Origin of the sequence: Enterobacter cloacae complex sp. 302F9, assembly GCF_050030335.1 — a bacterium.
In the GTDB taxonomy this organism is placed as follows: domain Bacteria; phylum Pseudomonadota; class Gammaproteobacteria; order Enterobacterales; family Enterobacteriaceae; genus Enterobacter; species Enterobacter hormaechei_C.
Genome location: NZ_JBLGUC010000001.1, coordinates 344,546 through 371,206, shown reverse-complemented (window position 1 = coordinate 371,206; position 26,661 = coordinate 344,546). Strand labels below are relative to the sequence as shown.

At 56.2% G+C, this 26,661-nt stretch carries 23 protein-coding genes; 7 read left to right on the top strand and 16 right to left on the bottom strand.

The window, feature by feature from the left end; translation table 11 throughout:
* Positions 1-12: 12 nt before the first annotated feature.
* On the bottom strand, positions 13-1,326 hold the full coding sequence (gltP, locus tag ACQG0T_RS01770; protein WP_015570199.1) for a glutamate/aspartate:proton symporter GltP: 1,314 nt from the start codon (positions 1,324-1,326) through the stop codon (positions 13-15).
* A 423-nt stretch (positions 1,327-1,749) separates the two neighbouring features.
* Between gltP and acs the strand changes: the two genes are divergently transcribed.
* The 3 genes from acs to actP all read left to right on the top strand — a co-directional run bounded on the left by acs (position 1,750) and on the right by actP (position 5,797).
* Complete coding sequence (gene acs / locus ACQG0T_RS01765; protein WP_017382636.1) at positions 1,750-3,708, top strand: acetate--CoA ligase; 1,959 nt, start codon at positions 1,750-1,752, stop codon at positions 3,706-3,708.
* Between the two features lie 128 nt (positions 3,709-3,836).
* Positions 3,837-4,151 (top strand): DUF485 domain-containing protein, encoded by a 315-nt coding sequence (locus tag ACQG0T_RS01760; RefSeq protein WP_271040522.1) that lies wholly within the window; start codon positions 3,837-3,839, stop codon positions 4,149-4,151.
* Positions 4,148-5,797 (top strand): cation/acetate symporter ActP, encoded by a 1,650-nt coding sequence (actP, locus tag ACQG0T_RS01755; protein ID WP_017382634.1) that lies wholly within the window; start codon positions 4,148-4,150, stop codon positions 5,795-5,797. Before ACQG0T_RS01760 ends, actP begins: the two co-directional genes overlap by 4 nt.
* A 33-nt stretch (positions 5,798-5,830) precedes the next feature.
* Here actP and ACQG0T_RS01750 read toward each other — a convergent pair whose 3' ends face one another.
* Complete coding sequence (locus ACQG0T_RS01750) at positions 5,831-6,520, bottom strand: LrgB family protein (RefSeq protein ID WP_015570195.1); 690 nt, start codon at positions 6,518-6,520, stop codon at positions 5,831-5,833.
* On the bottom strand, positions 6,513-6,923 hold the full coding sequence (locus ACQG0T_RS01745; RefSeq protein WP_032668810.1) for a CidA/LrgA family protein: 411 nt from the start codon (positions 6,921-6,923) through the stop codon (positions 6,513-6,515). Before ACQG0T_RS01745 ends, ACQG0T_RS01750 begins: the two co-directional genes overlap by 8 nt.
* 102 nt (positions 6,924-7,025) lie before the next feature.
* On the opposite strand from ACQG0T_RS01745, the gene ACQG0T_RS01740 reads away from it, so the two are divergent.
* Positions 7,026-7,940, top strand: coding sequence for a LysR family transcriptional regulator (locus ACQG0T_RS01740; protein ID WP_232936767.1), 915 nt, complete (start codon positions 7,026-7,028; stop codon positions 7,938-7,940).
* Positions 7,941-7,976: 36 nt separating this feature from the next.
* Here the strand turns inward: ACQG0T_RS01740 and ACQG0T_RS01735 are convergent, their stop codons facing one another.
* The 4 genes from ACQG0T_RS01735 to soxR form a co-directional block, all read right to left on the bottom strand.
* Positions 7,977-9,623, bottom strand: coding sequence for a Na+/H+ antiporter (locus ACQG0T_RS01735; protein ID WP_003860270.1), 1,647 nt, complete (start codon positions 9,621-9,623; stop codon positions 7,977-7,979).
* A 152-nt stretch (positions 9,624-9,775) separates the two neighbouring features.
* Positions 9,776-11,125, bottom strand: a complete 1,350-nt coding sequence (gene ghxP, locus ACQG0T_RS01730) for a guanine/hypoxanthine transporter GhxP (protein ID WP_006810466.1) — start codon at positions 11,123-11,125, stop codon at positions 9,776-9,778.
* Positions 11,126-11,422: 297 nt separating this feature from the next.
* Complete coding sequence (locus tag ACQG0T_RS01725) at positions 11,423-12,094, bottom strand: glutathione S-transferase family protein (protein ID WP_047736632.1); 672 nt, start codon at positions 12,092-12,094, stop codon at positions 11,423-11,425.
* Between the two features lie 356 nt (positions 12,095-12,450).
* Complete coding sequence (soxR, locus tag ACQG0T_RS01720; RefSeq protein ID WP_047736633.1) at positions 12,451-12,909, bottom strand: redox-sensitive transcriptional activator SoxR; 459 nt, start codon at positions 12,907-12,909, stop codon at positions 12,451-12,453.
* Between the two features lie 98 nt (positions 12,910-13,007).
* Here soxR and soxS point away from each other — a divergent pair, with 98 nt between their 5' ends.
* Positions 13,008-13,334, top strand: a complete 327-nt coding sequence (gene soxS / locus ACQG0T_RS01715; RefSeq protein WP_003860277.1) for a superoxide response transcriptional regulator SoxS — start codon at positions 13,008-13,010, stop codon at positions 13,332-13,334.
* Positions 13,335-13,340: 6 nt separating this feature from the next.
* Here the strand turns inward: soxS and ACQG0T_RS01710 are convergent, their stop codons facing one another.
* A complete protein-coding gene (locus tag ACQG0T_RS01710; protein ID WP_271040521.1) occupies positions 13,341-14,906 on the bottom strand; it encodes an EAL domain-containing protein in 1,566 nt (521 codons plus the stop codon).
* A gap of 265 nt (positions 14,907-15,171) precedes the next feature.
* A complete protein-coding gene (locus tag ACQG0T_RS01705) occupies positions 15,172-16,572 on the bottom strand; it encodes a sensor domain-containing diguanylate cyclase (protein ID WP_032682226.1) in 1,401 nt (466 codons plus the stop codon).
* A 443-nt stretch (positions 16,573-17,015) separates the two neighbouring features.
* Between ACQG0T_RS01705 and ACQG0T_RS01700 the strand changes: the two genes are divergently transcribed.
* Positions 17,016-17,297 carry a YjcB family protein gene (locus ACQG0T_RS01700; RefSeq protein WP_003860282.1) on the top strand — a complete coding sequence of 94 codons (282 nt, stop codon included), beginning with the start codon at positions 17,016-17,018 and terminating at the stop codon, positions 17,295-17,297.
* 61 nt (positions 17,298-17,358) lie between these two features.
* On the opposite strand, the gene ssb1 is transcribed toward ACQG0T_RS01700, so the two are convergent.
* A complete protein-coding gene (gene ssb1 / locus ACQG0T_RS01695; protein WP_006177466.1) occupies positions 17,359-17,889 on the bottom strand; it encodes a single-stranded DNA-binding protein SSB1 in 531 nt (176 codons plus the stop codon).
* 251 nt (positions 17,890-18,140) lie between these two features.
* Between ssb1 and uvrA the strand changes: the two genes are divergently transcribed.
* Positions 18,141-20,963, top strand: a complete 2,823-nt coding sequence (gene uvrA, locus ACQG0T_RS01690; RefSeq protein WP_015570187.1) for an excinuclease ABC subunit UvrA — start codon at positions 18,141-18,143, stop codon at positions 20,961-20,963.
* A 3-nt stretch (positions 20,964-20,966) separates the two neighbouring features.
* Here uvrA and ACQG0T_RS01685 read toward each other — a convergent pair whose 3' ends face one another.
* The 6 genes from ACQG0T_RS01685 to dnaB form a co-directional block, all read right to left on the bottom strand.
* Positions 20,967-21,320: an MmcQ/YjbR family DNA-binding protein gene (locus ACQG0T_RS01685; RefSeq protein ID WP_017382628.1), complete on the bottom strand. Its 354-nt coding sequence runs from the start codon at positions 21,318-21,320 to the stop codon at positions 20,967-20,969.
* Positions 21,321-21,322: 2 nt separating this feature from the next.
* Positions 21,323-21,739 carry a secondary thiamine-phosphate synthase enzyme YjbQ gene (locus ACQG0T_RS01680; protein WP_017382627.1) on the bottom strand — a complete coding sequence of 139 codons (417 nt, stop codon included), beginning with the start codon at positions 21,737-21,739 and terminating at the stop codon, positions 21,323-21,325.
* Between the two features lie 112 nt (positions 21,740-21,851).
* Entirely contained in the window at positions 21,852-22,565 is a 714-nt protein-coding gene (gene aphA, locus ACQG0T_RS01675; RefSeq protein WP_045907630.1) for an acid phosphatase AphA, read from the bottom strand.
* A 268-nt stretch (positions 22,566-22,833) separates the two neighbouring features.
* On the bottom strand, positions 22,834-24,027 hold the full coding sequence (gene tyrB, locus ACQG0T_RS01670) for an aromatic amino acid transaminase (RefSeq protein ID WP_017382625.1): 1,194 nt from the start codon (positions 24,025-24,027) through the stop codon (positions 22,834-22,836).
* A 109-nt stretch (positions 24,028-24,136) separates the two neighbouring features.
* Complete coding sequence (alr, locus tag ACQG0T_RS01665; protein ID WP_048219196.1) at positions 24,137-25,216, bottom strand: alanine racemase; 1,080 nt, start codon at positions 25,214-25,216, stop codon at positions 24,137-24,139.
* A gap of 16 nt (positions 25,217-25,232) precedes the next feature.
* Positions 25,233-26,645, bottom strand: a complete 1,413-nt coding sequence (gene dnaB, locus ACQG0T_RS01660) for a replicative DNA helicase (RefSeq protein ID WP_003860298.1) — start codon at positions 26,643-26,645, stop codon at positions 25,233-25,235.
* Positions 26,646-26,661: the final 16 nt, after the last annotated feature.

Sequence of the window (26,661 nt, the reverse complement as noted above, 5' to 3'; positions counted from 1 at the left end):
GGGCTTAGAATGTTACTGGTCAGCCGTTTTATCAAAACGACCCAGCACCTCGCGTTCATACGCCAGCGCTTTTTTACGGTCGAACTTGTGTTCCCACTTGGAGATTACCAGTACCGCCAGCGCATTACCCACCACGTTCAGCGCAGTACGCGCCATGTCGAGGATACGGTCCACACCGGCAATAAACGCCAGGCCTTCCAGCGGAATACCGACGCTGCCCAGCGTCGCCAGCAGCACCACGAAGGAGACGCCCGGCACGCCTGCGATGCCTTTTGAAGTCACCATCAGCGTCAGAACCAGCACGATCTCCTGCCACAGCGACAGGTCAATGCCGTACAGCTGCGCGATAAAGATTGCCGCAATACTCTGATACAGCGTCGAACCATCCAGGTTAAAGGAGTAACCCGTTGGCACCACGAAGCTGGTAATGGACGCCGGCGCACCGTAGGCCTCCATCTTCTCAATGATACGCGGCAGTACGCTCTCGGAGCTTGCCGTGGAGTAGGCCAGAATCAGCTCATCCTTCAGGATGCGGATCAGGATCCAGATGCTGAGCCCGCACAGGCGCGCCACAATGCCCAGCACCACCAGCGCGAAGAACAGAATCGCGAAGTGCACCAGAATCACCAGCTTCGCCAGCGGCCACAGGGAGGCAAAGCCGAAGTTCGCTACGGTCACCGCAATCAGCGCGAATACCCCGACCGGCGCATAACGCATCACCATGTGGGTGACTTTGAACATGGTTTCGGAGACAGATCGGAACACGGTGACCAGCGGTTCACGGTGCGTCGCGGGCAGGGAAGAAAGCCCCAGACCAAAGAGTACCGAGAAGAAGATGATCGGCAGCATCTCGCCCTTCGCCATGGACGCGATAATGTTGGTCGGCACCAGCGAGAGAATAGTCCCCATCAGTCCATGCGAATGGCTCTGCACATCGGCGGTTGTGCTTTGGTATTTCGAAATATCCACCGTCGCCAACTGCGACATATCGATCCCGGCACCAGGCTGGAACACATTCGCCAGGGTGATGCCAAGAACGATGGCAACCGTGGTGATCACTTCGAAATAGAGAATAGTTTTAACGCCGATGCGGCCTAACTGTTTCGCATCACCGACACCCGCGATACCGACCACCAGCGTCGAGATCACAATCGGCACAACAATCATCTTGATCAGATGAATAAAGATATCGCCCGCAGGGGAGAGAAGGTTCGCAATCAGCCACTCGCGGCTGTCGCTATGATAATGGAGGTAACTGCCCAGCAAGATGCCCAGCACAAGGGCCAGCAGGATCTGCCAGGCCAGGCTGACTTTCAAATTTTTCATAGAAACTGACTTCCTCAATGAAATCTCCGTACCATCAAAACTGCATGAATATGGAGACATACTGAAAGGGTATGAATTGTGTTGCGTTGGTTTATGGGATTTTTTAACGCGCCGTATGAGTATCATTTGCACGGCATGCTGCGCAAGCCTTAAAGAACAAGGCATTTCACTGCAAAAAGTGTCATTGACGGCAATTTATAGCAATTCGCATAAATAACCATTTGTTATACAAAATATTTTCACTTCAAAAAAGTGAATAATTCTTCAGGTGAATTATTTCCCTTCAAAGTTTCATTCGCTCAATTTTCATACTCTTCAGACATTGCGTGATCTGTCGCCCAAATACTAAACAAAGCTTGTAAAGCCCGTACTATTAACGTTTTTGCGACATATTATTAACATCTTACAAGGAGAAAAAAAGCCATGAGCCAAATACACAAACACGACATTCCCGCAAACATTGCGGACCGTTGCCTGATAAGCCCGGAGCAATACCAGGAGAAATACCAGCAGTCCGTTTCCAGCCCTGACGCGTTCTGGGGTGAGCAGGGCCACATCCTCGACTGGATCAAACCTTATCAGAAGGTAAAGAACACCTCTTTCGCGCCGGGCAACGTCTCCATTAAATGGTATGAAGACGGCACGCTGAACCTGGCGGCGAACTGCCTGGACCGCCATCTTGCTGAACGCGGCAACGAAACGGCCATCATCTGGGAAGGCGACGATGCCTCTCAGAGTAAACATATCACCTATAACGAACTTCATCGCGACGTGTGCCGCTTTGCCAACGTGCTGCTGGCCCAGGGCATTAAAAAAGGCGATGTGGTGGCGATCTATATGCCAATGGTGCCGGAAGCCGCCGTGGCTATGCTGGCCTGCGCGCGCATCGGTGCGATCCACTCCGTTATCTTCGGCGGTTTCTCGCCGGAGGCGGTTGCCGGGCGTATTGTCGACTCAAATTCGAAGCTGGTGATCACCGCTGACGAGGGCGTGCGCGCCGGGCGCGGTATTCCGCTGAAGAAAAACGTTGATGAAGCGCTGAAAAACCCGAACGTAAAATCCATCAACAACGTCATTGTCCTCAAGCGCACGGGCGGCAAAATCGACTGGCACGAGGGGCGCGACCTGTGGTGGAGCGATCTGATTGAAAACGCGAGCGACCAGCATCAGCCGGAAGAAATGAACGCGGAAGATCCGCTGTTTATCCTGTATACCTCCGGCTCCACCGGTAAGCCGAAAGGCGTGCTGCATACCACCGGCGGTTATCTGGTCTATGCGGCCACCACCTTTAAATACGTTTTCGACTATCATCCGGGCGACATCTACTGGTGTACCGCCGACGTGGGCTGGGTCACCGGTCACAGCTACCTGCTGTACGGCCCGCTGGCCTGCGGCGCAACGACGCTGATGTTTGAAGGCGTACCGAACTGGCCGACCCCGGCGCGTATGTGCCAGGTGGTTGATAAGCATCAGGTCAACATTCTCTATACCGCGCCAACGGCGATCCGTGCGCTAATGGCGGAAGGCGATAAAGCCATCGAAGGGACCGACCGCTCTTCCCTGCGTATCCTCGGCTCCGTGGGCGAGCCGATCAACCCCGAAGCCTGGGAGTGGTACTGGAAGAAGATCGGCAACGAGAAGTGCCCGGTGATGGACACCTGGTGGCAGACCGAAACCGGCGGCTTCATGATCACCCCGATGCCGGGTGCCACGCAGCTGAAAGCCGGTTCGGCCACCCGTCCGTTCTTCGGCGTGCAGCCTGCGCTGGTGGACAACGAAGGCAATCCGCAGGAAGGCGCTACCGAGGGCAACCTGGTGATCGTCGATTCCTGGCCTGGCCAGGCGCGTACCCTGTTCGGCGACCATGAGCGCTTCGAGCAGACCTACTTCTCGACCTTCAAAAACATGTACTTCAGCGGCGACGGCGCGCGCCGGGATGAAGACGGTTATTACTGGATCACCGGACGCGTGGACGACGTGCTGAACGTCTCCGGCCACCGTCTGGGCACGGCGGAGATTGAGTCTGCGCTGGTGTCGCATCCGAAAATTGCCGAAGCGGCGGTTGTCGGCATTCCTCACAACATCAAAGGCCAGGCGATCTACGCCTACGTCACTCTGAACCACGGCGAAGAGCCGTCGCCAGAGCTGTATACCGAGGTGCGCAACTGGGTGCGTAAAGAGATCGGCCCGCTTGCCACGCCGGACGTGCTGCACTGGACCGACTCGCTGCCGAAAACCCGTTCCGGCAAGATTATGCGCCGTATCCTGCGCAAAATCGCGGCGGGCGACACCAGTAACCTCGGTGATACCTCAACGCTGGCCGATCCTGGCGTGGTGGACAAACTGCTCGAAGAGAAGCAGGCCATCGCAATGCCTTCCTAGTGTTTTCTCCCTCTCCCCGTGGGAGAGGGCCGGGGTGAGGGCATCAGACCGCACCTTCCTCCCCTCACCCTCTCCCCACAGGGGAGAGGGGATAAAACAAACCAACCTTACTTCTGGAGAACTCTGTGATGAATAACGATATTTGTCAGCAGATAGAGAATAGTGCGCACTACAGGGAGCTCGTCGAAAAACGGCAACGGTTTGCCTTCATCCTTTCCATCATCATGCTGATTATCTACGTCGGCTTTATTCTGCTGATCGCCTTTGCGCCGCACTGGCTGGGCACCCCGCTGCATGAGGGTACCAGCGTCACGCGCGGTATTCCGATTGGGATTGGCGTGATCATCATTTCGTTTGTGCTCACGGGTGTGTACGTCTGGCGTGCGAACGGTGAATTCGATCGTCTTAACAGAGAAATTCTGCGCGAGGTAAAAGCATCATGAAGCGAGTCCTGACGGCGCTAGCCGCCACACTTCCCTTTGCTGCCCATGCGGCAGATGCCCTTACCGGCGAGGTTCAGCGCCAGCCAACCAACTGGCAGGCGATTATCATGTTCCTGATTTTCGTGGTGCTGACGCTGTACATCACCTACTGGGCGTCGAAACGCGTACGCTCCCGTAACGATTACTACACCGCGGGCGGCAATATTACCGGCTTCCAGAACGGGCTGGCGATCGCGGGGGACTTTATGTCCGCCGCCTCGTTCCTTGGGATCTCCGCGCTGGTGTATACCTCAGGGTATGACGGCCTGATCTACTCCCTCGGGTTCCTGGTGGGCTGGCCAATCATTCTGTTCCTGATTGCCGAGCGCCTGCGTAACCTGGGGCGCTATACCTTTGCTGACGTCGCCTCCTATCGCCTGAAGCAGGGGCCGATTCGTACCCTCTCCGCCTGCGGTTCGCTGGTGGTGGTGGCACTCTATCTGATCGCCCAGATGGTCGGCGCGGGCAAACTGATCGAGCTGCTGTTCGGCCTGAACTACCACGTCGCGGTGGTGCTGGTCGGCGTGCTGATGGTGATGTACGTCCTGTTCGGCGGCATGCTGGCCACCACCTGGGTACAGATCATCAAAGCGGTACTACTGCTGTTCGGCGCCAGCTTTATGGCCTTTATGGTGATGAAGCACGTCGGGTTCAGCTTCAATAATCTGTTTACCGAAGCGATGGCGGTCCACCCGAAAGGGGAAGCGATCATGAGCCCGGGCGGGCTGGTGAAAGATCCGATATCCGCGCTCTCGCTCGGTCTCGGCCTGATGTTCGGTACCGCTGGCCTGCCGCATATCCTGATGCGTTTCTTCACGGTGTCAGATGCGCGTGAAGCGCGTAAAAGCGTGTTCTACGCTACCGGGTTTATGGGCTACTTCTACATTCTGACCTTTATCATCGGCTTCGGCGCAATCATGCTGGTGGGGGCAAACCCGGCGTTTAAAGACGCGGCGGGCGCGCTTATCGGCGGTAACAACATGGCGGCGGTGCATCTGGCCGACGCGGTGGGCGGCAACCTGTTCCTCGGCTTTATCTCTGCCGTGGCCTTTGCCACCATCCTCGCGGTGGTTGCAGGGCTGACGCTGGCCGGCGCGTCGGCGGTTTCGCATGACCTCTACGCCAACGTCTTCCGCAAAGGCGCAAGCGAGCGCGATGAGCTGAAGGTCTCCAAAATCACCGTGTTGGTGCTGGGCGTTGTCGCCATCCTGCTGGGGATTTTGTTCGAGAAACAGAACATCGCCTTTATGGTCGGGCTGGCCTTCTCGATTGCGGCAAGCTGTAACTTCCCGATCATTCTGCTCTCCATGTACTGGTCAAAACTGACCACCCGTGGGGCGATGATCGGCGGCTGGCTGGGCCTGCTGACGGCGGTGATTCTGATGATCCTCGGCCCGACCATCTGGGTGCAGATCCTCGGTCACGAAAGCGCTATCTTCCCGTATGAATACCCGGCGCTGTTCTCCATTGCCGTGGCGTTTATCGGGATCTGGATCTTCTCTGCCACCGATAATTCACCGGAGGGTAACCTGGAGCGTGAAAAATTCCGCGCCCAGTTTATCCGCTCGCAAACCGGCCTGGGCGTTGAGCAGGGCCGCGCGCACTAAGCCTTTTCTCCCCGGTCGCTCTGGCCGGGGAGCTTAAAACATCACCCACGCCACCAGCGGCGCAATCAGCACCATCGTGACGCCCGAAAGCATCATCACCAGGCTCGCGACAACGCCCTCCTGCTGTCCCAGCTCATACGAACGTGCCGTCCCCGCCCCGTGCGACGCCGCACCAAACCCCGCGCCTTTCGCCATCCCTTCGCGAATGGAAAGCCGCAGAAACAGCACATCCCCCACTGCCATGCCGAACACGCCCGTCACCACCACAAACAGCGCCACCAGATCCGGCTGGCCACCGAGCGGTTTGGCGGCTGCCAGCGCAAACGGCGTGGTCACCGAACGCACCGCCAGGCTGCGCTGGATTTCATCCGACAGGGTAAACAGCCGCGCCAGCCAGACCGAGCTGCACACCGCCACCACCGTCGCGGTGACGACGCCCGCGCTGAGTGACATCCAGTGGCGTCGGATAATAGCGAGGTTGTCATAAACGGGTACGGCGAAGGCGATGGTCGCCGGGCCGAGCAGCCACAGTAGCCAGTGGGATTCGCCAATGTAGTTCTGCCAGGAGATATGGCCGAAGACCAGCATCAGCACCAGCAGGATCGGCGTAAAGACCAGCGGCATCAGCGGCAGCGCGCGAAAGCGGCGATACAGGCGCTTGTTGGCAAAGTAGATGACGACTGTCGCAATCAGGCACAGCACGCTTATCTGAAAGTTAGTCATGCGTCTGCCTGCTGATTTCAAAGCGATACACTTTATCCACCACCCAGGCGGTGGCGCCCAGCACCATCAGCGTGCTCAGGGCGATAACCGCAAAGATGCGCCAGCCGTCGACCATCAGCAGCTGGGCATAGTTCACCACCGCCACCACGGCCGGCACAAAGAACAGCAGCATCTCCGCCAGCAGCCAGCGTGCGCCGGCCCGCACCCAGCTAAGGGGCAACGCGCGACAGAGGATCAGCGTCAGCAACAGCACCATCCCCACCAGGTTGGCGGGTAAAGGCAGATGCAGCCAGTCGACAAGATATTCCGCGAAAACAAACAGTCCCGCGTAAAGCAGTACCTGAACCGGTACCTGGAGTCGTTGAACAACGGCAGGCGTAACACGGCTTAACGCCACGGCCATGGGGGTTTTCCTCAGAAATGAGACGAGGCGCCAGTATAGTGAGCGTACGGTATCGACTGAAATGAATTAAAATCATCGAAGGTATAGTTTCGAGGAATAATCATGGACATAAGAACGCTGCGCTATTTTGTCGAGGTGGTTCGCCAGCAAAGTTTTACCCGCGCAGCGGAGAAGTTATTCGTAACCCAGCCAACCATCAGCAAGATGCTGAAAAACCTCGAAGATGAGCTGAACTGTACCCTGCTGATCCGCGACGGACGCAAGCTACTGCTGACCGATACCGGTCGCGTGGTGTTCGAGCGCGGGCTGGCAATTCTGGCGGAGTTCCGCCAGCTGGAGGCCGAGCTTGGGGACATCAACCATCTGACAAAAGGGCTGCTGCGGCTCGGTATTCCGCCGATGGTCGGCATGATGATGGCCGGCCCGATAAGCCTGTTTCGTCAGCGCTATCCCGGCGTTGAGCTAAAAATTGCTGAATTTGGCGGCCTGACCGTGCAGCAGGCGGTGATGAACGGTGAACTGGACGTGGCCATGACGGCCCTTCCCGTTGAGGAGGAGAGCGGACTGGCGACGCTGCCGCTCTTTAGCCACCCGCTGTGCGTGCTGGTTCCCCGCTCCGGTGAATGGCTGAAGATAGACTCGGTAAAGCCCGAGCTGCTCGGCGAGCACCCGCTGCTGATTTACAACGAAGATTTCGCCTTAAGCCGCCAGCTGATGGCGCTGTTTAACCAGCATAACGTGAAGCCGCGCATTGCGGTGCGCAGCGGCCAGTGGGATTTTCTGGCGGCGATGGTACAGGCGGGCGTGGGGATTGCCATTCTGCCGCAGCCGATCTGCGAGCGGCTGGATAAAAATACGCTGCGCTGGATCCCGCTGGAGAGCGACCTGCACTGGCAGCTGGGGATGATCTGGCGTGAAGGGGTCTATCTGTCGCACAGCGCGCAGGCGTGGTTGCAATGCTGTGAGGGGTTTTGGGTACCCTCTCTCACAGGGAGAGGGAACCGATCGAGCACGTAGGCCCGGTAAGCGCAGCGCCACCGGGCAATTACAGCGCTACTGATTCTCTATCAACAACGCTTCCAGCAGATCCAGATCGTGCAGCAGCTTTTGCAGCGTCTCGTTACTGATCTGCCGCGTGGCGCGCAGGTGATACAGCTCGGCACGCTCGGAGCGCAGCGCCGCCAGGCGGAAACGGCGTTCGAGGTTCTCTTCCTGCAACGAACTTTCCACGTCGTTACGTCCGTCAGCACGGCGACGCAAATTACCGATCACGCGTGAACTGACTTCCTTCAGCAGCTGGTTATCAATGTTCTCTTCGGCATCGGCGGCCAGACGCTCCTCCATCTTCTCGATGGCGACAATCGCCACTTCCGCCGTCGCCGCACGGGCAATCCGCTCTTCTTTGTGCTGTTGCGAGGAGTCCCCTGCGTCAATATGTTGCAGCAGAATCGGCAGCATAATCACGCCGACAAACAGGGAGAAGAGGATCACGCCCGCCGCCAGGAACACCAGCTCGTAGCGCGCCGGGAAGACGTCACCCGTCGGCAGCAGCAGAGGAATGGAGAGGACACCAGCAAGGGTGATCGCCCCGCGCACGCCCGCGAATGAGGCAATCAGCAGCTCGCGCGTAGTCCACGAGCCAAACTCCATCGGCTTTTTGGTCAGGAAGCGCACGCTGAATTTCTTCATCGTCCACAGCCAGCCGAAACGCACCAGCATCAGCGCAAGGTAGATGAGCACGATATCGGTAAACAGCATCCAGACTTCAACGTTTGGATCCGCTTCGGCCGCAATCAGCGAGGATTCCATAATGCCCGGCAGTTGCAGACCCAACAGCAGGAACACCATGCCGTTAAACACAAACTCGAGCATGGCCCAGGTACTGTTCGCGCGCAGGCGCATCGCCAGCGGCGCGCGCCGCATAACGCCAGAGCGGGTGATGGTCATCCCCGCGGCTACCGCCGCCAGAATACCCGACACGCCGATGTGTTCGGCAATCAGGTAAGAGGCAAACGGCAGCAGGAACAGCAGGACGATCTGCGTCGCCGGTTCATCACCACCCCAGCGGCTAAGGAAGCGCAGCGAGCGTCCGTACAGCCAGCTCACTACGAAGCCCGCGAGGATACCGCCAATCGCCACCTTGAAGAATTCCAGGGTCGCGCCGCCGACGGTAAAGACCATGGTGCCCATGGCAACCGCCACGGCAAACTTGAGGGCGACCAGGCCAGAAGCGTCGTTCATCAGCGCCTCGCCCTGCAAAATGCCCATGATTTTCTTTGGAATGCGCCCTTCGCCCACAATGCCGGACAGCGCCACGGCGTCGGTAGGCGACAGCACGGCGGCCAGCGCAAAGGCGGGTATGAGCGGGATCCCCGGTACGGCCCAGTAGATCAGAAAACCAATCCCGACCACGGTGACCACCACCAGCGCCAGCGCCAGGCCGAAGATCTCTCGCCCGTGCTCCAGAAATTCGCGCGTCGGCGTTTTCCAGCCATCGGCAAACAGCAGCGGCGGGATAAACAGCACGAGGAACAGTTCCGGATCGAACTCCACGTGCAGACCGAACGTCGGCCACGCCAGCAGCGCACCGATAGCTATTTGCATTAAAGGCAGGGGGACCTGGAAGGGCAGTACGCGTGTAACCACCCCGGATAATGAGACCACAAGGGTCATGATGAGTATTGTGAAGAAAATTTCCATGCGTTCCCTGTTTGCTGTGTTTCTTATATGCCAAACCTGAGGCGTCGTGCCTCTTATTCTATCCTCTCCAGAGTAACGTAAAAGGCAACAGGATGAGTCCTGAAAATAAAAACGGGCGGCCTGAGCCACCCGTTTTCGCATAAAAAGTCAATTCAGATGGCCCAGCCGCCCGCGTAGAACGCCACCAGCGCAACGGCGATGACCACGGTACCGATGTTCAGCTTACGCCACTCACCGGAGACCAGACGCCCAATCACCAGCGAGGCGAAGCCGATCATAATGCCGGTCACGATGTTACAGGTCAGCACGATGAATACCGCAGTGATCAGGCCGGACATGGCATCAACAAAATCCGCGAAGTCGATTTTCGCCACGTTGCTCAGCATCAGCAGGCCGACGTACATCAGCGCAGGTGCGGTCGCGTAAGCCGGCACCAGATAAGAGAGCGGAGAGAGGAACAGGATCAGCAGGAACAGCACGCCAACGGTGATGGCCGTCAGGCCGGTTTTACCGCCTGCCGCCGTACCCGCTGCGGACTCAATGTACACCGCCGCAGGCGCCGCACCTACCAGGCCAGAGAAAACGCTGCTCAGGGAGTCGGTGGTCAGCGCTTTGCCGCCGTCAATAATCTGTCCGTCTTTATCCAGCAGGTTAGCCTGACCGGCCACCGCGCGGATGGTGCCCGTGGCATCAAACACCGCGGTCATTACCAGCGCCAGCACGCTTGGCAGGATCACCGGGTTCAGCGCGCCCACAATATCCAGGCTGCCAATCAGGGAGTTACCTTTGTCATCGCTCAGCGACGGCATGGCGAAAATCCCGGAGAAATGAACGGTCGGGTCGAAGATCAGGCCGACGATGGACACGCCGATAATGGTCAGCAGAATGCCGCCCGGCACTTTCAGTTTTTCCAGGCCAATGATCACCGCCAGACCCACCAGCGACATGATCACCGGGAAGCTCGCGAAGTTACCCAGCGCAACCGGCAGGCCGTCCAGCGGGTTCTTGATGACCAGACCCACGCCGTTGGCAGCGATCAGCAGCAGGAACAGGCCAATACCGATGCCGGTGCCGTGCGCCACGCCCTGCGGCAGGTTGCGCAAAATCCAGCTACGAATACCGGTTGCTGAAATTACGGTGAACAGCACCCCCATCAGGAACACGGCGCCGAGCGCTACCGGGACGCTGATATGCTGGCCCAGCACCAGGCTGAAGGCGGTAAACGCGGTCAGGGAGATGGCGCACCCGATCGCCAGCGGCAGGTTCGCCCACAGGCCCATCACAATCGAACCCACACCCGCAACCAGGCAGGTGGCAACGAAGACCGCCGCTGGCGGGAAGCCCGCTTTGCCGAGCATGCCTGGCACCACGATGACGGAGTACACCATCGCCAGAAACGTGGTCAGACCGGCAACAACTTCCTGGCGCACGGTGCTGCCGCGAGCAGAAATTTTAAACATGGCGTCAAGTGAACCGCCGGTACGCGCAGATGGCGTAGACATAGAAAACATCCCCTGAAAATTTTTATTGAAAGTCCGTAAGCGTGGTGGAGACTCCACTGCCAGCGAAACGTCAAATCCTTGTGCTGCGTTTGCGACGAAAGGGGCGTCACAAAAAAAGCAAACGTTTAGCTCCGCGCTTACAAAACGGGTGGTCAAATGTAGGCAAACGATTATCTAGCCTAATACCCGCCCTTTTCAACTGAACTTTCTCGTTTTTCGCTAAAATTGCCTCATGACGATGAAGAATTAAGCAGAGGATGCGCAAACGTTATCGTCCATGCGCAATTTCGTTACATTTCATCCCTCGCCGGGGATCGTCAGCGGGCCGCCTTTCGCAAGCGTTGTCTGCCAGCCCGGACGTGCCTCCACTCTCTGTTTCCACGCCGCTATGTGGTCGAGATTGTCGATGCCGCCTCTCGCCAGCAGGGCGAAGAGGGGAAAACTCATCTGGATATCAGCCATGGTCAGCGTGTCGCCGGCAAACCAGCTGTTTTCGGCAAGATGATCGTTAATAAAGCGCGCATGCGTTTCTAGCTGGCGGTTGAGATACGCTTTTTGCACCCCCTGCCCCAGCGCCTTACCCAGCGTGCGCAGGCCAAACGGGACGGGTGGTTTGCCGAGGCTGTTAAACACCAGCTTCATTAACAGTAGCGGCATCAAAGACCCTTCGGCGTAATGCAGCCAGAAGCGATACTGCACTTTATGGGCGGGATCTAACGGTTTGAATCGTGACGCCAAATCGTACGTTTCCTGAAGATATTCCAGAATCGCGCCTGATTCGGCCAGCACCAGTCCGTTATCTTCCAGTACCGGGGATTTCCCCAGCGGATGCACTTTTTTGAGCGAATCCGGTGCAAGCATGGATTTCTCGCGCTGGTAGCGCACAATCTCATACGTCAGACCCAGCTCTTCCAGCGCCCAGAGGACGCGATGTGAACGAGACTGATTAAGGTGGTGGACCGTTAGCATGATGTTCTCCGGTGATTCATACTTTTTAACTATAGAAAACTGAACAACTTCACGAAAAAAATTTGGCTAAAATCTCACCGTCTCCGGTGGCAAAAACGGCGGCCGGGCATAGAATTAAAGTGTCAGTACAAACCGGAACCTCCTCCACAAGCTCGACACGAGGGGTACTGATGTCGGGGGAAACCCTCCCGTGAGCCAGCGGGATAGAGAGAAAGACAAAGACCGGAAAAAACTAAAGCGCCCTTAGTGGCGCTTTAGTTCTTTATGCTTGTTGCCGGGTGGCGGCTGCGCCTTACCCGGCCTGCAAAACCGAGAGCGTAGGCCGGGTAAGCGAAGCGTCACCCGGCAAACACCTCTCAATCCTCCTCCAGCAACCGCGCCCCTGTTCCCTGCTCGCCCAGCCTGTCACCCGGGTTACGCAGCGGACAATCGCTGCGTGATAAACACCCGCAACCAATGCAGCCGTCCAGCTCATCGCGCAGGGCCACCAGCGTGTGAATACGACGATCCAGCTCTTCTCGCCACTGGGACGACAGCTGCTTCCACTCCTTCGCGCTCAGCGAGTGCCCTTCCGGCAATACGCCGAACGCCTCACCGATGGTGGCCAGAGGAATGCCGATACGTTGCGCAATTTTGATGATCGCCACGTAGCGGAGCACATCGCGGGTGTAGCGCCGCTGGTTTCCGGCGTTACGGATACTTTTTATTAACCCTTTGCTTTCATAGAAGTGGAGTGCCGACACCGCCACACCGCTTCGCTTAGCCACTTCACCGGGGGTTAACAGCGCTTTGATGCGCGGTAATCTCTTTTCCATAAAACCTCTTTACCTCAAGTTAACTTGAGGAATTATACTCCCCCGCAGAGAAAACGACGAATCAACCAGGACAGATGTCTCCACAGAGGGGTAACCTTATGTCGCATCAGCAAATTATTCAGACACTTATTGAATGGATTGATGAACATATCGACCAGCCGTTGAACATTGATGTGGTCGCTAAGAAGTCGGGCTATTCGAAATGGTATTTACAGAGAATGTTCCGCACCGTAATGCATCAAACGCTGGGTGATTACATTCGCCAGCGCAGGCTTCTGCTGGCGGCGCAGGCGTTACGCTCAACGCAGCGGCCCATTTTTGATATCGCAATGGATCTGGGCTATGTGTCGCAGCAGACCTTTTCCCGCGTCTTCCGCCGCGAGTTTGACCGTACGCCGAGCGACTACCGCCATCAGCTCAATTAATGCGTGTTAACGCAAGGGTTGCTGCTGCCAGGCCATAAATGCCTGGGGCGGCATCGCTTTCGCGAAGTGCCATCCCTGACAATACTGCACGCCACGCTTCAGCAACCAGCTCACCTGCTCCCCCGTCTCGACCCCTTCCGCAATGGTTTTCAGCCGCAGGCTTTGCGCCATCTCAATGATGTGCTCGGCAATCAGGTGGCTGGTGCTATTGGTGGTTAAGGTATCGATAAAGGATTTGTCGATTTTCAGGATATCGACGTTCAGCGAATAGAGGTTATGCAGGTTAGAGTAGCCGGTTCCGAAATCATCAATCGCCACTTCATACCCCGCCTGGCGAAACGCCTGAATGACCGGCGTGGTTTTCGGCACGTCAATAAACCCCCGCTCCGTCACCTCAATTTTGATTTGCTGCGCGCGAACCGAGTAAAAGCGGGCTTTGTCGGAGATCAGGGCGATAAGACGCGAAGAGTGAAAATCCGACGCCGACAGGTTAATCGAGACATACAGATCGGGATGAGTGGCAAGAAAATGGCCCAGATCGCTGAACACCTCCTCCACGACGTAATCCGTAATGCGCTCAATCATCCCCTCTTTTTCTGCCAGGGGAATAAATTCCGCCGGGCTCATAACCTGACCGTTGAATCCAGGCCAGCGCAACAACGCCTCTGCCCCCACGCACTGGTTATTTTTAATATCAATAATGGGCTGATAATGGACGCACAGCTGGCGTTTATTCAGCGCCCGGTGCAGAAGTCGGCCAGGCGAATTGAATTCACGGTGTGTACGCGACCACACCAGCAGAATAATAATGCTGCAAATTATCCCCAGCGGTAGCGTCAGGGTAGCCTGATGATAAAGCGTTTTATAAAAACGGGCGCTGGAGGTTGAAACGATGGCCGCAATCGGCCGCTGCCCGGATTTCACGATCGTATAAAAACGGTCACCTTTCTGAAAAGTCGTTTCCTGATGTCGAAGCATCGAATGCAATAAAGAAATATTGGCTTTCTGGCTTACAGAAAAGAATGCATTGCTGACGGTGTCATACACCCCCCACGACAGGGAACGATCGTCTGACATCACCTCACTGTACGAAAGCGGGTTGACCACTGCGACATAATTTCCGCGCTGCATATATATCATTTTATAACCATCAAAAAATGGCGTATCGCGAAAATAATAGATAGCAACGTCGGGTTTACGTGTGTAATTGGCAGCGGGAATGGTGTAAGGATGATCCGGCGTAAAAAGGGTCGAGCAGAGAAACGCCTGGCCTTCAGCATAAATTAAATCGGCAACAAAAAGACGACCGCGGGAAACGTTCAACATATATTGACGATGCTCCGGCGTACACACTTTTCCCTGATATTTTTCCGCGTCTTCCCGGGCCAGATCAACCTGTTGAATAACCCGTTCAGTTTTGTTTAAAGCAAGTTCAGCAAACGTGCGCAGCTGGGCGCTGATTTCCGACACGGCTCTAAGCTGGGCAAACCATAGCGCAAGCATCACCGGCAGCATAACTACCATGATAATCCCGACCACTTTGAGCATGTTGCGCAGCGCGCTACGATTCATTTCCCGCTCTGTATCCCTGCATGTTGTACGCCTGTAGCAATGAAGACCGGCTGCTTTGATAAACAGGTGATTACGTTGCATGAATCATGGGAAGTTAGCAACTGACTTTTGGTATTAAAAATCCTAAAATTCGTGATGCCGATAATATTTTCCCGTAAGCCAAACTAAAAGTATTCATTTCGTTTCTGATAAGGAAAATAATTACCCGCGACAGGTGTGGAAAATTCGCTGGCTGAAATAGCCTGCTCTTTGTTCTTATGCTGATTTATAAATAATCAGACGCCAGGACCGTTTTTCCTCTTCCCGTACGCTTGGCGTCATATAATGCCTTATCGGCACGCATCAGTATGGCAGAAGTATCCCGTTGCCCCTGACAGACTTCAACCACCCCGGCGCTGAAAGAGAGTACCAGCGTTTTATCGCCCACACGCAGCGGTTTTGAGATCAGCGCGGCACGCAGCCGGGAAGAGAGCAACGTAGCGGCCATACCATCCGTGTGCGCCAGCAGAAGAACAAACTCTTCGCCCCCCACCCGTCCCAGCGCCGACCCGGCCGGGCTCACCTCGCGAATACGGTCGCAAAAGTGGATCAATGCCGCATCGCCAACCTGATGTCCCCACCGATCGTTGATCTGCTTGAAATAATCGAGATCGAACATCAGGAGACAGAAGTGGCTACTGACATCCTGCGGCGAACTGGCTGCCAGCGCCATTTTGAGCCGCTGTAAGATTGTCGAGCGATTCAGACAGCCCGTCAGATCGTCCGTGGTGGCTTTGACGGTCAGCTGCTGTTCTGCTTTTTTACGTTCGGTGATATCCAGGCCAATGTTGAGAATGGAGTTATCCGGCAAAAGGATGTTTGACCAGAGAATGGTTAACTGCGTCCCGTCTTTACGCACCGGGTGCCATTCGTACATATCCTTAAGTGGTGCGAAACGAACCGACTCCTGCACGCGCTGTCGCTCCTCAGGATCCGGGTAAAACAGGGCCAGCGGATCGGGATGCTCGCCGATTTCAGTCATACTCCAGCCAAAGACTTTTTCGCATTCGGCATTCCACAATACACACCGGTTATGCCTGTCAAAGGCGTTCATTAATACCGGAGCACGCTCAAATAAGGTTTTATATTGCGTGACGACGCGCTGCATTTCCTGCGCCGTTTTTTCCCGCACGATGATGTCATCAAAATAATCTTTTAGCTTCTCAACCAATACCACCACGATATTTTTCAATATCGGCAACGAGGTCAGTTTTTCATTAAAAGCCAAAAAGAAATAACCACTGCACTGTCTGCCATGCGCTGAGAATTTACACAGCACGCCGCTTTGCAGCCGCGCATAGCCTGGGTGCTGAGGGGAAAATACCGCCCGGCCAATATGCTCTTTCCAGTAGATCACCCGCCAGGCGCGGTGATGCCGCTGCAACAGGGTGCTGGCAAGAAAATCCGCCACGTTAAAGGCGTGACACGTCACGTCGCCGGCACAAACCACGCGCGGCCCGTCTGCGGATTCGACACTGACCCATGAGAGATTTGCCCCCAGTGCGCTGTTGATAATTTCCAGCATTTCAACCGGCGAACACTGCGCGTTGAGTTGCGGCATCAGCTTCGCCAGGGCGTGCAGCGCCTGCATGCTGTCGTTAATAATCTCGCGTCTTTTTTCTTTCATTATCTTTTCGCAGGTCATTAATCGAGAGAGCAACCGCAATAATTCATATCTGAATAAAAGAATAAGACCACGAAATCAAAGAGCATGCCGAGTGTAAAACAAAGAATACAAAATCCAAAAAAGCCAATTAATTCAATGCGATGAATTATTTTTGCGGGTACATTTATTGTTCCACACAAGCATAATCCATAGATATACTGCTGTAAACGCTATACAGCCGATGGCGTTTTGCAAAGGTTATACTATCTGGATGAAATAAAAATAAAAATTCCGACCAGACGTCGTTCTGAGCGACGACGATATATTTTCCCCGGCAATAATCCCACTTTCACCTCACGCGGATACTGGCGAATAAAACAGCAAATGTGATATAGTTCACACATCTTATGTAACGAGAAACATTGTTTCATTCCAGTTCGTCTGTTTTGTCGAGGATGGGTTTTATGGCAACCATTACCACCAGCATGGTGCTCCTGCGCTGGCCGTTGTTGAGCGCGGTTTTGATGTTCCTGGCCAGCACGTTAAACATTCAGTTTCGAAAGTCCGACTATGCAGGTCTTGCTGTGATTAGCACCCTGTTAGGGTTGGGCGCCGCATGCTGGTTCGCGACAGGTTTGCTTGGCATTACGCTGGTAGACATTGCCGCCGTCTGGGAAAACATTAAAGTGGTGATGGTTGAAGCCATGAGCCACACTCCGCCAGACTGGCCGATGGTGATTACCTGATAGCCTGTTATAAAAAAACCCAGACATTGTCTGGGTTTTTTGTTTTTCACGCGTCTGGATATCAGAACGGGATATCGTCGTCGAAATCCATTGGCGGTTCGTTAGACGGTGCCGGAGCAGACTGCTGCTGCGGACGGGACTGCGCGCCGCCGCTGAACTGGTTGCCGCCCTGAGGCTGCTGAGGCTGACCCCAACCACCCTGCTGCTGATTCTGACCGCCACCTGCCGGTGCGCCACCGCCCTGACGGCCACCCAGCATTTGCATGGTGCCGCCCACATTCACCACCACTTCCGTGGTGTACTTCTCAGCGCCGGATTGGTCGGTCCATTTGCGGGTACGCAGCTGGCCTTCGATATAGACCTGAGAACCTTTACGCAGATACTCACCGGCCACTTCGGCCAGTTTGCCAAACAGCACAACGCGGTGCCATTCGGTCTGCTCTTTCATTTCTCCGGTCGCTTTATCACGCCAGGATTCGGAAGTAGCCAGCGTAATGTTGGCAACTGCGCCACCACTCGGCATGTAGCGTACTTCCGGGTCCTGGCCCAGATTACCGACGAGAATCACCTTGTTTACGCCTCTGCTGGCCATGTTCGTGTCTCCTGAATACGTTTCTTAATAGTGTAAACGCGCGAGTGTACCATTTCCATGCTGCACTTTGATAGTTGCGTAGCACGTTCCAGAGTTCTCCCGCGAACTCGACATTGTTACATAGTGAATCAGAAAATGCATTCCAATACTGTATATTCAAACAGGTCATTTTGTGTCATAATTAGCCGTTTCTGACAGCCGTTTGTCCTTCAAACAAATCAGGCAATCCGTGTTCCAACCGGGAAAGGTGAATGGATAAGATCGAAGTTCGGGGCGCCCGCACCCATAATCTCAAGAATATCAACCTCATAATCCCTCGCGACAAACTCATCGTCGTGACCGGGCTTTCGGGGTCTGGCAAATCCTCACTGGCTTTCGACACTTTGTATGCCGAAGGACAGCGTCGTTACGTTGAATCGCTCTCGGCGTACGCGCGTCAGTTCCTGTCGCTGATGGAAAAACCGGATGTCGACCACATTGAAGGGTTGTCCCCTGCTATCTCCATTGAGCAGAAATCCACATCGCATAACCCGCGCTCCACGGTCGGTACCATTACCGAAATCCATGACTACCTGCGTCTGCTGTATGCGCGCGTGGGCGAGCCGCGCTGCCCGGACCACGACGTCCCGCTGGCGGCCCAGACCGTCAGCCAGATGGTGGATAACGTACTGTCGCAGCCGGAAGGCAAACGCCTGATGCTGCTGGCGCCGATCATTAAAGAGCGTAAGGGCGAGCACACCAAAACGCTGGAGAACCTGGCAAGCCAGGGCTATATCCGCGCCCGTATCGACGGCGAAGTGTGTGACCTGTCCGATCCGCCAAAGCTGGAGCTGCAAAAGAAACACACCATCGAAGTGGTGATTGACCGCTTTAAGGTACGTGAAGATCTGGCGACGCGTCTGGCGGAGTCCTTTGAAACGGCGCTGGAACTCTCTGGCGGCACGGCCGTGGTCTCCGATATGGACGACCCGAAAGCGGAAGAGCTGCTCTTCTCCGCCAACTTTGCCTGCCCGATTTGCGGCTACAGCATGCGCGAGCTGGAACCGCGCCTGTTCTCGTTCAACAACCCGGCGGGCGCGTGCCCGACCTGTGACGGCCTGGGCGTTCAGCAGTATTTCGACCCGGACCGTGTGATCCAAAACCCGGAACTGTCGCTGGCGGGTGGCGCTATTCGCGGCTGGGATAAGCGTAATTTTTACTACTTCCAGATGCTGAAATCGCTGGCTGAGCACTATAAGTTCGACGTTGAAGCCCCGTGGGCCAGCCTGAGCGCGAACGTACATAAAGTGATCCTGTTCGGTTCCGGCAAAGAGAATATTGAGTTCAAGTACATGAACGATCGCGGTGACACTTCCGTGCGTCGCCACCCATTCGAAGGGGTGTTGCACAACATGGAGCGCCGCTACAAAGAGACCGAATCCAGCGCGGTGCGTGAGGAGCTGGCGAAGTTCATCAGCAACCGCTCCTGCGCCACCTGCGAGGGTACACGTCTGCGTCGCGAAGCGCGTCACGTGTTTGTCGAAAACACGGCACTGCCGACCATCTCAGACATGAGCATCGGCCACGCGATGGACTTCTTCAACAACCTGAAGCTCTCCGGTCAGCGCGCGAAAATCGCTGAAAAAGTGCTGAAAGAGATCGGCGATCGCCTCAAGTTCCTCGTGAACGTCGGTCTGAACTACCTGACGCTTTCCCGCTCGGCTGAAACGCTGTCCGGCGGTGAAGCCCAGCGTATCCGTCTGGCGAGCCAGATTGGCGCGGGCTTAGTCGGCGTGATGTACGTGCTGGATGAGCCGTCTATCGGCCTGCACCAGCGCGACAACGAACGCCTGCTCGGCACGCTGGTTCACCTGCGTAACCTCGGCAACACGGTAATCGTGGTCGAGCACGACGAAGATGCGATCCGCGCCGCGGACCACGTGATCGATATCGGCCCGGGCGCAGGCGTACACGGCGGCCAGGTGGTCGCGGAAGGGACGCTGAAAGACATCATGGCGGTGCCCGAGTCGCTGACCGGCCAGTACATGAGCGGCAAGCGCAAAATTGAAGTGCCGAAACAGCGCGTGGCGGCGAACCCGGAAAAAGTGCTGAAGCTGACCGGGGCGCGCGGCAACAACCTGAAGGACGTGACCCTGACGCTGCCTGTCGGGCTGTTTACCTGCATCACCGGCGTGTCCGGTTCCGGTAAATCGACGCTGATCAACGATACGCTGTTCCCAATTGCGCAGACGGCGCTGAACGGCGCGACGCTGGCCGAGCCTGCGCCGTACCGCGACATTCAGGGGCTGGAGCATTTCGACAAGGTTATCGACATCGATCAGAGCCCGATTGGCCGTACGCCGCGTTCCAACCCGGCGACCTATACCGGCGTCTTTACGCCCGTACGTGAACTCTTTGCCGGCGTGCCGGAAGCGCGTTCACGCGGCTATACGCCAGGCCGTTTCAGCTTTAACGTGCGCGGCGGCCGCTGTGAAGCGTGCCAGGGCGACGGCGTAATCAAGGTTGAGATGCACTTCCTGCCGGATATCTACGTGCCGTGCGACCAGTGCAAAGGTAAGCGTTATAACCGCGAAACGCTGGAGATTAAGTACAAAGGCAAGACCATCCACGAAGTGCTGGATATGACCATCGAAGAGGCGCGCGAGTTCTTTGACGCCGTCCCTGCGCTGGCGCGTAAGCTGCAAACCCTGATGGATGTGGGTCTGACCTATATTCGTCTGGGGCAGTCAGCGACAACGCTGTCCGGCGGTGAAGCGCAGCGCGTGAAGCTGGCGCGTGAGCTGTCCAAACGCGGTACCGGTCAGACGCTGTATATTCTGGATGAGCCGACCACCGGCCTGCACTTTGCGGATATCCAGCAGCTGCTGGACGTGCTGCACCAGCTGCGCGATCAGGGCAACACCATCGTGGTGATTGAGCACAACCTGGACGTGATTAAAACCGCTGACTGGATTGTCGATCTCGGCCCGGAAGGCGGCAGCGGCGGCGGTGAAATCCTCGTCTCCGGTACGCCAGAGACCGTTGCAGAGTGCGAAGCCTCGCACACCGCGCGCTTCCTCAAACCGTTGCTGTAATCGTCACACGGAGAGCTGCTGTCGGATCGTTTCCGGCAGCAGTTCTACCGCCTGTAGATACGACGCATCCACCAGGTAGTAAATTTGCGAATCTGGCAGCGAGCCGTCGAGAAACACCGTACTCCAGTGCGCTTTATTCAGATGCTTACTTGGCCTGACATCATCGTGCTGCTGGCGCAGTAAGTCGGCCAGTTCCGGACTGGTTTTCAGTGATGCCGCAGGCCGCGCATCCACCTCTTTCACCATCGCGAACAACACATCCCCCACTTTGATCTGCGTGGCTTTCCAGTCGCTGTGAACGCTTTGTTCCGCACCCGGCTTGCTCATGCAGTACTGAAGTATCTCCGAAATTGTCATCTTTATTCCCCTTGTAGCGTTGCGATAATTTTACGCGAACCACCGTGAATGCGATGTTCTCCCAGCCAGATCCCCTGCCACGTTCCCAGCTGTAGCCGTCCGTTGTGGACCGGCAGCATCAGCGAGACGCCCAGCAAAGAGGATTTGATGTGCGAAGGCATATCGTCCGCCCCCTCATAGTCATGCTCATAAGGCGCGTTGTCCGGGACGCTCTTCAGAAAATGGTGCTCCATGTCGGACCGGACGGTGGGATCGCAATTTTCATTGAGCGTGAGAGAAGCAGACGTGTGCTGAAGCAGCAGATGCAGCAAACCCGTTTTGACGCGCGACAGGTCGCGGATTTGCCCGATGACTTCGTCCGTCACAAGGTGAAATCCGCGTGGTTTTGCGCTTAAGGTCAGGGTCTGTTGATACCACATGTGCTGCTCCATTATGAAAGGTGAATCTTTCTAAGTGTGCAGCAAGAAAGCGAAAGGTAAAACCCGCGCAGCGAGATTTGCTTAAAAAAGCATTCACCCCGCCGTTAATACATCAGTATTCAGAGTTAACAATCACCTCTTCACCAAATTTTCCGGCCATCGGCAGCGGTCGGTAGGTGGAGTTCGAGGCGCGTAACACCCTGATGCCTCTGGCTCCCACGTCTTGCGCCGCGGTGATGTCGTTATCTGAATCCCCGTAGAACACTTTGATATTTTTCTTTTCCAGCCACTGGGTTTTGGTGTTTTGCCCTTCCTGGTCCCCGGCAAAAATGACCGGGTTCATGCTGGCCGCCGGGATCAGGAAATCATCCTGTAGCGTTTTCGAGACGGTTTCGGTTTTGGTCTGGCTACGTCCGGTCACGAAGTAAATGCTGTCGCCGCGCTTTACGTGCATGGCGATCAGCGCGCGGGCAACCTCTTTCGGGATACTGAACTCATCCCAGCCGTTGTTCATCTTTTCCCAGAATTCCGGTTTTTTCAGATAGGCTTCGCTGTCCGGGGAGTACGTTTTTTTACCGCGCCAGAAACCGGGGCTGGAGAAGAGAACGGTATCGTCAATATCGAAGCCCACGGCTATCGGCGGGCGACCCGTCAGGCTATTTTCGATTTGTGCCACTGAAACCCAGTGAATGGGAGCCTGTTCGGCAAGAATGGCGGCGGTAGTGCCGGTGTAAAGCGGCGTGGGTGCAGAAGCCCGTGCAACAACGGCGCTATTAAGCGAGAACAATAAGCAGGCGGCGCTGAGCGCCAGTGTGATCTTGCGCATATTTTCCCCTGAATATTCAGTTTGTTATCTTTTTATTTTGAGCGGATGGTCAAAAAACTATCCGACCATAACCCCAGCGGTAGGGGAAGGAAAGGAGTTTTTACTTATGGGGCTGAATAAAAAGAAGACGATCACAAAGCGCAGAAGAAACGTGTAGGTCCGGTAAGCGAAGCGCCACCGGGCAATGACTGGCACCGACGCGAACAAAAAAGCCGGGTGGCGGCTACGCCTTACCCGGCCTACATACAGTATGCAAGTAAGTGAATGCTTACATTACGGATGCAAACGCCTGCGCCACGCGCTGGACGTTGCTGGCATTCAGACCCGCCACGCACATACGGCCGCTGGCGATCAGGTAGACACCGAACTCTTCGCGCAGGCGATCGACCTGCGCTGCGCTCAGTCCGGTGTAGCTGAACATCCCGCGTTGCTTGAGAAGATAATCAAAGTTATGCCCAGGCACGGCCTCTTTCAGGACGTTAACCAGCTCCTGACGCATCGACAGGATGCGCTTACGCATCGCTTCCACTTCCGCAAGCCAGGACGCTTTCAGCGTTTCGTCACCGAGAACTGTCGCCACCACCTGCGCACCAAAGTTCGGCGGGCTGGAGTAGATACGGCGGACCGTCGCTTTCAGCTGACCGAGTACGCGTCCCGCGGCTTCGGCGTCTTCACACACCACGGACAGGCCGCCAACGCGCTCGCCGTACAGGGAGAAGATTTTTGAGAACGAGTTGCTGACCAGAGCGGGAAGCCCCGCGCTGGCAATCGCGCGAATGGCATAGGCGTCTTCCTCCATGCCCGCGCCAAAGCCCTGATAGGCGATGTCGAGGAACGGGATCAGGTTACGCGCCTTCAGTATCTCGATCACCGCATCCCACTGGGCATTGGTGAGGTCCGCACCGGTCGGATTATGGCAGCACGGATGCAGCAATACGATACTGCGCTCCGGCAGGGTGTTCAGTTTTTCCAGCAGCGCATCAACGCGCACGCCGTTGGTTTCGCTGTCGAACCACGGATAGGTCGCCACCTTAAAGCCCGCGCCCTCGAAGATCGCAACGTGGTTTTCCCACGTCGGGTCGCTGACCCACACGCCGGAATCCGGGAAGTACTTTTTCAGGAAATCTGCGCCTACCTTCAGCGCACCCGAGCCACCCAGCGTCTGGATAGTCGCCACGCGCTTTTGCGCGAGCACCGCGTGGTCCGCACCAAACAGCAGCGGCGCGATAGTGTTGCGGTAGGTGTTTAATCCTTCCATCGGCAGATAAAGCGAAGCACCGTGCGGGGTTGCGTTCAGACGCGCTTCAGCTTCGGCAACGGCTTTCAACTGAGGAATGATGCCGTCTTCGTTGTAGTAAAGACCAATGCTGAGGTTCACTTTGTCGCTGCGAGGATCTTCTTTGAAACGCTCCATCAAGGAGAGGATAGGGTCGCCGGCGTAGGCGTCTACTTTCTGAAACACGCGATGTTCTCCGGATTATTATGAGGCAGGGCATTCAACAATAAACCGGAAGCGGAAGAAGATCGAGGGGATGTTAACAGAAGCGGGATGCATCTCATCCCGCTCATGCTTAGTCGACGTATTTCATTGCGACCCTTGAGGTAAGGCGCGTGATAAGTTCGTAAGCACTCACTTTTGTTATTTCAGCAATACGCTCTACCGGCAGGCCTTCACCCCACATTACCGCATCGTCCCCCGCTTTATCCTGCGCGTCGGGCCCCAGATCAACACAAATCATGTCCATCGCCACGCGGCCGACAATCTTTACTTCGCGACCGTTGACCAGCACCGGCGTGCCCGTTGGTGCGGCGCGGGGATAGCCGTCACCGTAGCCCATCGCCACCACGCCAAGACGCGTATCGCGCTCGCTGATCCAGGTGCCGCCGTAACCTACCGGCTCTCCCGCTTTGTGCTCACGCACGGCAATCAGCTTTGAAACCAGCGACATCACCGGCTTAAAGCCAAAGTCCGGCCCCCAGGGTTTGTTCTCCAGCGGCGACACGCCATAAAGAATGATGCCCGGACGCGCCCAGTCGAAGTGCGACTGCGGCCATAGCAGGATCCCGCCGGATGCCGCGATCGAGCGCATCCCCGGTTTGCCTTCGCAGAAGGTGTTGAAGATATCAAGCTGCTGTTCCGTTGCGCCGCATTCAGGCTCATCGGCGCGGGCAAAGTGGCTGACGATGTTCACCGGCTGACGCACATTTTTGCACTGACTCAGACGCTGATAAAACGCCTCCGCGCTTTCCGGCCGCACGCCCAGACGGTGCATGCCCGTGTCGAGCTTCATCCAGACGGTGACCGGCTCGCTCAGTTCAGCCGTTTCCAGCGCGGCCAGCTGTTCTTCGTTATGCACCGCCGTGTGCAGGTGCTGATCGGCAATGGTCGGCAGGTCCGAGGCTTCAAAAAAGCCTTCGAGGAGCAGAATCGGTTGCGTAATTCCACCTGCGCGCAGGCGGAGAGCTTCTTCGAGACGGGCGACGCCAAAAGCGTCGGCATCGGGGAGCGTTCGCGCGGTCTCAAGAAGACCGTGTCCGTAAGCGTTCGCTTTCACGACTGCAACGAGCTTACTGGCGGGCGCCAGTTCTCGCAGACGTTGCAGGTTGTGTCGCAGAGCGCGGCGGTTAATAACAACAGTTGCCGCTTGCATTTGAATTCCTTAGAAATTACTCATCATCATATTGAGGACCGGCATAGTTGTCGAAACGCGACCACTGGCCGTTAAAGGTCAGACGTACCGTACCGATGGGGCCGTTACGTTGCTTACCAATAATAATTTCGGCGATCCCTTTCAGATCGCTGTTCTCGTGATAAACCTCATCACGGTAGATGAACATGATTAAGTCGGCATCCTGCTCGATGGAGCCGGATTCACGCAGGTCGGAGTTGACCGGGCGCTTGTCTGCACGTTGTTCCAGAGAGCGGTTAAGCTGCGATAGCGCCACCACCGGCACGTGCAGCTCTTTGGCTAACGCCTTGAGCGAGCGGGAAATCTCGGCAATCTCCAGCGTACGGTTGTCGGAAAGCGACGGAACGCGCATCAGCTGAAGGTAGTCGATCATGATAAGGCCGATGCCACCGTGTTCACGGGCGATACGGCGCGCGCGGGAACGCACTTCCGTCGGCGTCAGGCCGGAGGAGTCATCGATATAGATGTTCCGTTTTTCCAGCAAAATCCCCATGGTACCGGAGATCCGCGCCCAGTCCTCATCGTCCAGCTGACCGGTACGGATGCGGGTCTGATCCACACGCGACAGGGACGCCAGAGAACGCATCATGATCTGTTCAGAGGGCATCTCAAGACTGAAGATAAGCACCGGCTTATCCTGCAACATCGCCGCGTTTTCGACGAGGTTCATCGCAAATGTCGTTTTACCCATCGACGGACGCGCCGCGACGATAATCAAATCCGATGGCTGAAGACCTGCCGTTTTCTTGTTGAGATCGTCATAACCGGTGTTCACCCCCGTCACGCCATCGTGCGGCTGCTGGAAAAGCTGCTCAATACGCGCAACCGTGGCGTCGAGCACATCGGCGATATTTTTCGGGCCTTCGTCTTTGTTCGCACGGCTTTCGGCGATTTTAAAGACGCGGGATTCCGCCAGGTCGAGCAGATCTTCGCTGGTGCGCCCCTGGGGATCGAAACCGGCCTCGGCGATCTCATTCGCCACCGAGATCATCTCGCGGACAACGGCACGTTCACGAACGATATCAGCGTAAGCGCTGATGTTCGCGGCACTTGGCGTGTTTTTTGACAGTTCTGCCAGATAGGCAAATCCGCCAACGCTGTCGAGCTGTCCCAGACGCTCCAGCGATTCTGCGAGCGTAATCAGGTCGATAGGGCTGCCCGACTCCTGCAAACGCGCCATTTCCGTAAAGATATGGCGGTGCGGGCGGGTATAGAAGTCTTCCGCGACAACACGCTCGGCGACGTCGTCCCAGCGTTCGTTATCCAGCATTAAACCGCCCAACACCGACTGTTCCGCTTCAATCGAGTGCGGCGGGACTTTTAACCCGGCGACCTGATAATCACGCTCACGAGGTTCAGTCTGTTTGTTGAAGGGTTTGTTTCCTGCCATAGTGAATGGAGTTACC